Source organism: Pseudophaeobacter sp., from assembly GCF_039971195.1.
Classification (GTDB): domain Bacteria; phylum Pseudomonadota; class Alphaproteobacteria; order Rhodobacterales; family Rhodobacteraceae; genus Pseudophaeobacter.
In genome coordinates, this window is the sequence record NZ_JBDWPJ010000007.1 from 1 (window position 1) to 8,378 (window position 8,378).

At 59.0% G+C, this 8,378-nt stretch carries 9 protein-coding genes; 3 read left to right on the forward strand and 6 right to left on the reverse strand.

Annotated elements, in window-relative coordinates; translation table 11 throughout:
- The 3 genes from ABJP42_RS00235 to ABJP42_RS00245 all read left to right on the forward strand — a co-directional run.
- Window positions 1–687: glycosyltransferase family protein (locus tag ABJP42_RS00235; RefSeq protein ID WP_348337864.1), on the forward strand; the 687-nt coding region annotated here is incomplete at its 5' end.
- The gene (locus ABJP42_RS00240) at window positions 684–2,387 is read left to right on the forward strand and encodes a DUF5927 domain-containing protein (RefSeq protein WP_348337865.1); all 1,704 of its coding nucleotides are present in this window, start codon (window positions 684–686) and stop codon (window positions 2,385–2,387) included. The genes ABJP42_RS00235 and ABJP42_RS00240, both read left to right, overlap by 4 nt.
- Window positions 2,388–2,390: 3 nt before the next feature.
- The gene (locus tag ABJP42_RS00245; RefSeq protein ID WP_348337866.1) at window positions 2,391–3,818 is read left to right on the forward strand and encodes a sulfotransferase family 2 domain-containing protein; all 1,428 of its coding nucleotides are present in this window, start codon (window positions 2,391–2,393) and stop codon (window positions 3,816–3,818) included.
- Between the two features lie 418 nt (window positions 3,819–4,236).
- Here ABJP42_RS00245 and ABJP42_RS00250 read toward each other — a convergent pair whose 3' ends face one another.
- The 6 genes from ABJP42_RS00250 to ABJP42_RS00275 form a co-directional block, all read right to left on the reverse strand.
- Window positions 4,237–4,701 (reverse strand): PTS sugar transporter subunit IIA, encoded by a 465-nt coding sequence (locus tag ABJP42_RS00250; protein ID WP_348337867.1) that lies wholly within the window; start codon window positions 4,699–4,701, stop codon window positions 4,237–4,239.
- A 43-nt stretch (window positions 4,702–4,744) separates the two neighbouring features.
- A complete protein-coding gene (gene hpf / locus ABJP42_RS00255) occupies window positions 4,745–5,314 on the reverse strand; it encodes a ribosome hibernation-promoting factor, HPF/YfiA family (RefSeq protein WP_348337868.1) in 570 nt (189 codons plus the stop codon).
- Between the two features lie 323 nt (window positions 5,315–5,637).
- Window positions 5,638–6,399: an LPS export ABC transporter ATP-binding protein gene (gene lptB / locus ABJP42_RS00260; protein WP_348337869.1), complete on the reverse strand. Its 762-nt coding sequence runs from the start codon at window positions 6,397–6,399 to the stop codon at window positions 5,638–5,640.
- Window positions 6,399–6,908, reverse strand: coding sequence for an LptA/OstA family protein (locus tag ABJP42_RS00265; protein WP_348337870.1), 510 nt, complete (start codon window positions 6,906–6,908; stop codon window positions 6,399–6,401). Before ABJP42_RS00265 ends, lptB begins: the two co-directional genes overlap by 1 nt.
- A gap of 3 nt (window positions 6,909–6,911) precedes the next feature.
- Window positions 6,912–7,508, reverse strand: coding sequence for an LPS export ABC transporter periplasmic protein LptC (gene lptC / locus ABJP42_RS00270; RefSeq protein ID WP_348337871.1), 597 nt, complete (start codon window positions 7,506–7,508; stop codon window positions 6,912–6,914).
- A gap of 18 nt (window positions 7,509–7,526) precedes the next feature.
- Window positions 7,527–8,378 (reverse strand): KpsF/GutQ family sugar-phosphate isomerase (locus ABJP42_RS00275; protein WP_348337872.1); only part of this gene is annotated, 852 nt, incomplete at its 5' end.

Below are 8,378 nucleotides of genomic sequence, written 5' to 3' on the forward strand. Positions count from 1 at the left end.
TGGATGAACTACCTCAAACGCAAATATGCTCATGGGCATTGGGTGCTGGTGGTGGATCCGGATGAGCTGTTCATCTACCCGTTTTGCGATACCCGGCCTGTTCAGGCCTTGACCGACTGGCTGGATAACTCTGCCATTCGCAGCTTTTCTGCGATGCTGATCGATACCTATCCAAAGGGACGGTTGGGCGACGAACCCTATCAGGAGGGGCAGAACCCGCTGGAAATTGCCAATTGGTTCGACAGCGGCAATTACACCATCAGCAAGAACCACATGTATGGCAATCTCTGGATCCAGGGCGGGCCACGGGCGCGGGTGTTTTTTGCGGATGAACCGAAACGGGCTCCGGCCCTGAACAAGACGCCGCTGGTGAAATGGGACCGTCGCTATGCCTATGTGAGCTCGACCCACTCGCTGCTGCCACGCGGGCTGAACCAGGTCTATGAGACCGATGGCGGGGAAAAGGCCAGTGGCGCCTTGTTGCATACCAAATTCCTCGACACCCTGGGGTCCAAGGCAACCGAAGAGCTGGCACGCAGCGAGCACTACGCCAATTCACGCGAATACAAAGCCTATGCCGAGGCGCTGGAGCAGCAGCCCGAGCTGTGGTGCAAATGGAGCGAGAAATACATCAACTGGCGCCAACTGGAGATCCTGGGGCTGATGTCCAAGGGGAACTGGGCGTGAGCACAGTTGGCATCATCATGCTGGTGCATACTGCACTGGAACGCGCCGCCGAGGTGGCGCAGCACTGGACCGCCAGCGGTTGCCCGGTGGTGTTGCATGTGGACAAAAACGTCGATGGCGCCACTTTCCGCAGGTTCCGCCAGTCGCTTGCCTCGGACCCGCTGATCAAGTTCAGCAAAAGGCACCGCTGTGAATGGGGCACCTGGGGCATTGTTGCTGCCTCGCAATCGGCCTCCTCCCTGATGCTGAAGGAGTTCCCGGAGGTGCGCCATGTCTACCTTTCCTCTGGGTCGTGCCTGCCGCTGCGCCCGGTTGAGGAACTGGTGGACTACCTTGCCGCCCGGCCCCGCACTGATTTTATCGAAAGCGCCACCACGGCGGATGTGCCCTGGATTGTCGGCGGGCTGGACGTGGAGCGGTTCACCCTGCGGTTTCCCTTTTCCTGGAAAAAGCGCCGCTATCTGTTTGATCGCTACGTTGATCTGCAGCGCGCCCTGGGGATGCGACGCAGGATCCCGGCGGGGCTGGTGCCGCATATGGGCAGCCAGTGGTGGTGCCTGACCCGGCAGACCCTTTCGGCGATCCTCGAGGACCCGGAGCGCCCGAGTTATGACGCCTATTTCAAAAAGGTCTGGATCCCGGACGAGAGCTATTATCAGACTCTGGCGCGGCAATATTCCACCAATATCGAAAGCCGCTCGCTGACCCTGTCCAAATTCGATTTCCAGGGCAAACCGCATATCTTCTATGATGACCATTTGCAGCTGCTGCGCCGTTCGGATTGTTTTGTGGCGCGCAAGATCTGGCCGCGCGCCGATCGGCTTTATCAGGCGTTTTTGACCGATAGCGCCGGGGCGATGAAAAAGACCGAGCCCAATCCCGGCAAGATCGACCGGATCTTTGCCAAGGCAGTGGAGCGGCGCACAAGGGGGCGTCCGGGACTTTATATGCAAAGCCGTTTTCCAGGGCGCTGGTCGGTCAATAGCGTCACCTCGAACCCCTATTCGGTGTTTCAGGGATTTGCTGAACTGTTTGAAGATTTTGAGCCCTGGTTAGCGCGGATCACCGGGACCAAGGTGCATGGGCATCTGTTCGCGCCAGAGCGCGCAGAGCTGGCAGGCGGTGGGCCGATGATCAATGGCGCCCTGAGCGACAATGCCAAGATGCGCGACTATAATCCGCAGAGCTTTTTGACCAATCTGATCTGGAACACCCGCGGCGAGCGTCAGTGTTTTCAGTTTGGCCCCGGCGACAACCAAAAAATCTGCCCGGTGCTGGCGCGCGACCCCAATGCGCAGATCTCGGTGATCAGCGGCGCCTGGGCGGTGCCGCTGTTTCGCTCGAACCAGAATTTCACCGAGCTGCGCCGCGAGGCCGCCCGGCTGCAACAGCTGGAGGCCAAGTATCTGCAGTTGCTGCGCGACCAGGAGACCAAGGCGCGGGTGCGGATCTGGAGCATGGCGGAATTCATCGAGGCGCCGATGGAACCCTTGCAAACCATTCTGGATGAGCTGGGTCCGCTGATGTCGCGCCATCTGAGCGAGGCGCCGACCATGGCCAATCTCGACGGGTTTGGCCAATTCCTGCAGAACCTGAAGAACCAGGGCATGCACCCCTATCTGATGGGGGATTTCCCGGTGGAGCAGGGGCCGGTGAACATGCCAAAACCTCCTCGTAAACCCTATCTGGTGCGAAAATAATCCATGACAGCCCCATTTGACTATTTCATCGTCTTTGCCGAGATGCGCACAGGCTCCAACTTTCTGGAGACCAATCTCAATGCCTTTGACGGGCTGACCTGCCATGGCGAGGCCTTTAACCCGCATTTTATCGGCTATCCCAATCAGGACAATATTCTCGGTATCACTCAGACGATGCGAGAGGCTAATCCCAGCTGCCTGATTTCTCGAATCAAATCAGAGCCAGGGGCGCTGGGCGGCTTTCGCTATTTTCACGATCATGATCCGCGCATTCTGGATCAGGCTCTGGAGGATCCGCGCTGCGCCAAGGTGATCCTGACCCGAAATCCGGTCGATAGTTATGTGTCCTGGAAGATCGCCCAAGCGACGGGGCAGTGGAAACTGACCAATGTGAAACGCCGCAAAGAGGCGCTGGCGCATTTTGACAGCGCCGAGTTTTCGCAACATGTGGAGGCATTGCAGGATTTCCAGATCACCCTGCTCAACCGGCTGCAAAAATCCGGCCAGACTGGATTCTACCTGGCCTATGAGGACCTGCAAAGCCTGGAGGTAATGAACGGGTTGGCCCGCTGGCTGGGCGTTGACGCGCAGCTAGAGGCGCTGGACGGTAGTCTGAAACGGCAGAACCCGGCGCCGGTGGTGTCTAAGGTCGAAAACCCGGCGGTGATGGAAGAGGCGCTGGCCGGGATGGATCGGTTCAACCTGAGCCGAACGCCAAATTTTGAACCGCGCAGGGGGCCTGCGGTGCCGGGCTATGTCGCGGGCGTGGTGACGCCGCTGCTCTATCTGCCGATCCGGGGCGGACCCGAGGAGGAGGTCATCTCTTGGATGGCAGGGCTGGACAATGTGGCGCCCGAAGGGCTCATCAGCAAGATGAACCAAAAGCAGCTGCGCCAGTGGAAACGGAGCAATCCCGGCTTTCGCAGCTTTGCCGTGTTGCGCCATCCGGCGGCGCGGGTGCATTCTGTGTTTTGTCGCAGGATCCTGCAAAAGGGCGGTAGCAGCTACGGCGGTATACGCGAAACTCTGCGGCGCCAGTTCAAACTGCCGCTGCCCAAAAAGGGCCCGGATGCGGGATATAGCAAGGCAGATCACCGAGAGGCTTTCTCGCAGTTTCTGAGCTTCCTGCAGGCCAATCTGGCGGGGCAGACCTCGGTGCGGGTGGATGCGGAATGGGCCAGCCAATCGCAGGTCTTGTCGGGGGTGGCGGAACTGGGGGCGCCAGATCTGGTGCTGCGCGAAGATGAGCTGGCAGAGGCTCTGCCGGCCCTGGCGCAGAGGCTGGGCCGGATGACACCGGATGCGCCTGTGTTAGCTCAAAAAGATCAGCCCTATGCGCTGGATGAGATCTGGGACGCAGCGCTGGAGAAGCAGATCGCTTCGGTCTATCAGCGCGACTACATGATGTTTGGCTTTTCATCCTGGCGGTAGGTCTTCTGCCGGTACCCATAGGGCATGTGGGCGTGCAGGTCCCGCGGCAAGAGGGGGGCTCCCGCGCCTGTTTGGTGTTTGCTGCGCAAACTCCAAAAGCAGCCTTGGGGGTGGCGCCGCACCCTGTGCGGCGCTGGTGCGCATTCTGGCATCGGAACGGTGACATAGGTCAGTTTGCCAAGCTTGGCGGCGATGCTTGTTGAATGGAATGGGCAGGCTTGTCACGGTATTGGCTGAATCAGAGGCGTAGCCCTGACACTTGCGCAACAGGCATGGGTCCTCCCAAGGAGGGGCCATGCCAGGCCCAACGGGAAGGGGTCTTTGCCAAAAGATCCTCTGACGGGCGGGAGCGCTCCCCTTGATCTTTTGCTCTAACAGATCGGTCTGACGCCGGTTGGTTAGGCCAATAGGGGAGGAGTCAGGCGGCCTGAACCGGCTGCACTTCGGTCAGGATGGTGAACAGGGTGGCAGGATCATGATTGGCGCGCAGCTTGGTGCAAAAGCTCTGCTCGCGCAGGGTGCGCGACACCAGGGCCAGCGCTTTTAGGTGTTCCACTCCGGCGTCCTCGGGGGCAAAGAGCGAAAAGGCGATATCCACTGGCTGGCGATCAACGGAATCAAAATCCAGCGGCTTTTCCAACACCAGGAAGACGCCGCGCACCTCAGAGAGCCCATCAAGCCGGGCATGAGGCAGGGCAACGCCGTGGCCAACCCCAGTGGGGCCAAGGCTCTCCCGATCCAGAAGAGCCTCAACCGTGGATTGTGACGAGAGGCCGTAAGAGGCTTGTGCAACCTCGGCAATTTCCTGGAACAGGCGCTTCTTGCTGGAAACGGCACCGAGAACCCGGACCGCATCCGGCTTAAGGATGCTTGAAATCTGCATTGTCACCTGCTCCGTTCAGAGGCCGTGGCGCAGCCTCTAAAGGCTAGGCCGTCGGGTCGATCCAACCAATGTTGCCATCTTCCCGGCGGTATACCACGTTTACACCGTTTTTGCTTTCGTTACGGAAAACCAGCACCGGCGCCCCTGCAAGCTCCATCTGCATCACGGCTTCACCAACAGAGAGGGATTGGATCCGGGTCTCCATTTCGGCCACGATGATGGGCTGCAGCGTTTCGGGCTCGGCCTCGGTTTCCGCGTCATCAGAGGCGAGGATATAGGAGCTTGCGCCGAGAATTTCAACCGGTTCGCTGCGATCGCGATGGTGATCCTTCAATCGGCGCTTGTAGCGGCGCAGCTGTTTTTCCATCTTTTCGTTGCAGGCTTCAAAAGCCGAATAGATTTCAGTGGCATGGGCCTTGGCCTGGGCGGTCAGCCCGGTGGACAGATGCACTGTGGCTTCGCAAACAAATTCATGCCCGGACTTGGAAAAGACGATATTTGCGTCTGTTGGGCGTTCTGCATATTTCGAGACGACAGTCCCCAGCTCGGTTTGAACATGGGTCTGCAATGCTTCGCCAATGTCGATCTGTTTACCGCTGATTTTGTAACGCATGTGATCTCCTTCACAAATTACAACCCAAAACACCAACCGGGCCGGGCCCAGAGGGATGTCGTCAGTTTTGGGTTGGGGGAATAGGCCTGACAGTGGGTTGCAGCCCTTCGGGTCTTGTTGCCAAGACCGCGCTTCGGACTACCTCGTACTGCACTTTTGCCATGTGTCAATTCGATGACAAACCAGGGGGAGAGTCAATGGCGAAGCGGTGATTTGATGCGTCGAGATCGTGAGAATTGGCGGAAAATGGCCGCAGTCCGTTCACCCGGCGCAAGGAAATCGATTTCCAAAAGAGATATGCAAAACCAATGTTTTTCAAATAGTTAAGATATTCTAAAATTATCACCCAGATAGACGCGGCGGACGTTTTCATTCTCCACGACCTCTTCTGGCGTGCCGGACATCAGAACCTGGCCATCATGCAGGATATAGGCACGATCAACAATTTCCAGGGTCTCGCGGACGTTGTGGTCGGTGATCAAAACGCCAATGCCGCGCTTCTTCAGATCGGCCACCAGATGGCGAATATCGCCAACCGAAATCGGGTCAACACCGGCAAAGGGTTCATCCAGCAGCAGATATTTTGGTTCAGCGGCCAGACAGCGGGCGATCTCAACCCGGCGGCGCTCACCACCAGACAGAGCCAGCGCCGGGGCGCGGCGCAGATGTTCGATGGAGAAATCAGACAGCAGCTCTTCCAGACGCTCGCGGCGCCGGTGGCTGTGTTTCACGGCGATATCCAGCACCGCCATGATATTATCCTCAACAGAGAGGCCGCGAAAGATCGACATCTCTTGCGGAAGATAGCCAATGCCAAGCCGGGCGCGCCGGTACATTGGCAGGGTGGTGACATTCTGGCCGTCGATTGTGACGCTGCCGGCCTCGGGAAAGATTAACCCGGCAATGGCGTAAAAGCTGGTGGTCTTGCCAGACCCATTTGGCCCCAGCAGCGCCACGACCTCCCCCCGGTCCAGTGACATCGAGACATCCCGGATCACCACTTTTTTACGATAGCTTTTGCGCAGTTTTTCAATGCGCAGACCTGAGGAGCCCTCGGTCAGTTTGAGATCCGGTTTTTGTGCCATCAGTTGTCTGTATCTGTGCTGGGATTGAGAATTGTTTTTACCCGGCCGGCCATGCTTGCGGTTCCGGTGGTCAGATTGACCACCAGGCGCTGCGAGGTGAGGCTCCCGGAGGCCTGGTTGACCAGGACATTGCCGGTCATCACGATGGTGCCATCATCAATGGTGTAGTCCGCGCGCTGTGCTTCTGCCGCATCGGGGCCGCTGACCAGCAGTACATTGCCGGTGGCTTCCAGCCGTTCGATGGCGCGTTTTCCCGCCTCATCCGTCTTGTAGACCACCATAACCCGATCCGCAGAAAGCCGCATGACGCCCTGCACGATCAACACGCTGCCGGTGAATTCAGCGGAGCCATCCACCTGATTGACCGCAAGCGCGTCCGAAGTGACTTCTACCGGTTGCGAGGGATCCGCCTGGGCCGAGCCAAAGGCAACCGCATTTTGCGCCGTCGCAGGAGCGGTGAGCCAGAGGGTGGACATCAGGCAAATCAGCAGGGCACGCAAATGAGTCACAATCTATCTTTCTAATTTTTGAGGATCGTATACCAGCTTAACGCTTTTGGTGAAGAGAAGATGTACCGGCCCGCCAACAGTTTCTGACGTGATCTCCATATGACCGGCAGTCAATTCACCGAGATCGCCAGTGGCGCGAATGGCGCCGGGGCTTTCGGCATGCACCATGCTGAGTTGGGTTTTCAACGCTTCGGTCTCTACCACCATGCCGTCTGTTGTGATGATTTCGACATTGCCAATAAACCGCGCCAGATCCTGATCCGGATGCACGGTGCCGCGATCCGAGGTCAGGGTCAGTTGCCCGCCGGCCACCATACGGATCTCGGCCTTCAGCTCATTGGCGATTACGGGCTGATCCGCGCTGGCACGGGCCACAGTGGCGGTGACCCAGATCTCATCCCCCTGCGAGGTGGAGCCGGAAAAGAACGGGCCGGTCACTTGCTGGCCGCGCAGCCGCTCTTCGATTTCGCGATCGGCAAAGGGAATGACGGCCTCGGTATCGGCGCCGCGTGAAATCAGGAACAGGGTCGACAGCAGCCCCAGCGCGGTCAGCGGCAGCAAGAGCTTCAGATAGCTCACCATGCGGGAATAGTGATCCATGACCGGGCTGCCCAATCCCTATCCGAGGCCTGCGCGCAGGCAGTCGTGAATATGCAAAAGCCCCTCGGCGCGATGGCCCTTGGCGGGATCCACCACAAAGAGGCAGGTGATCTTGCGCTGGTTCATGATGGCCACGGCTTCGGCTGCCAGCGCGTCGGGCGCGATGGTTGTGGGGTCCTTGGTCATCACATTTGCAGCGCCTTTTTGCAGCAGGCCCTCCATGTGCCGTCGCAGGTCACCATCGGTGATGATGCCCAAAAGCGTGCCGTCGGCATCTGCAACGCCCGAGACACCAAAACCCTTTTGGCTGATTTCGATCAGTGCGTCTGACATCGGGGTCGCCGCTGTCACAACCGGCAGGGCATCGCCGTGATGCATCAGGTCGCTGACCTTGCTGAGCTGTGCGCCCAGTTTGCCACCAGGGTGGAAATCGCGGAAGTTCTCGGGGCGGAAATCGCGGTATTTCATGATGGCAATGGCCAGGGCGTCGCCCATGGCCAGGGTGAGCGTGGTCGAATTCGACGGCACGATGCCATAGCCGCAGGCCTCGCCGGTGGCGGGGATTTGCAGCTGCACATCCGCCTGGGTCATCAGGGTGCTTTGGGGTTTGCTCGACAGGCCAATCAGCGGAATGTCAAACCGGCGGGTAAAGGCCAGCAGATTGGCCAGCTCGGGGGCCTCGCCAGAGTTGGAGATGGCGATGACCACATCGCCCTTGGACAACATGCCCAGATCCCCATGGCTGGCTTCGGCCGGATGGACAAAATAGGCCGGCGTGCCGGTGCTGGCCAGAGTGGCAGCAATCTTGCGGCCGATATGGCCGGATTTGCCGATGCCGCTGATGATGATGCGACCGGTGGCGGCCAGAAC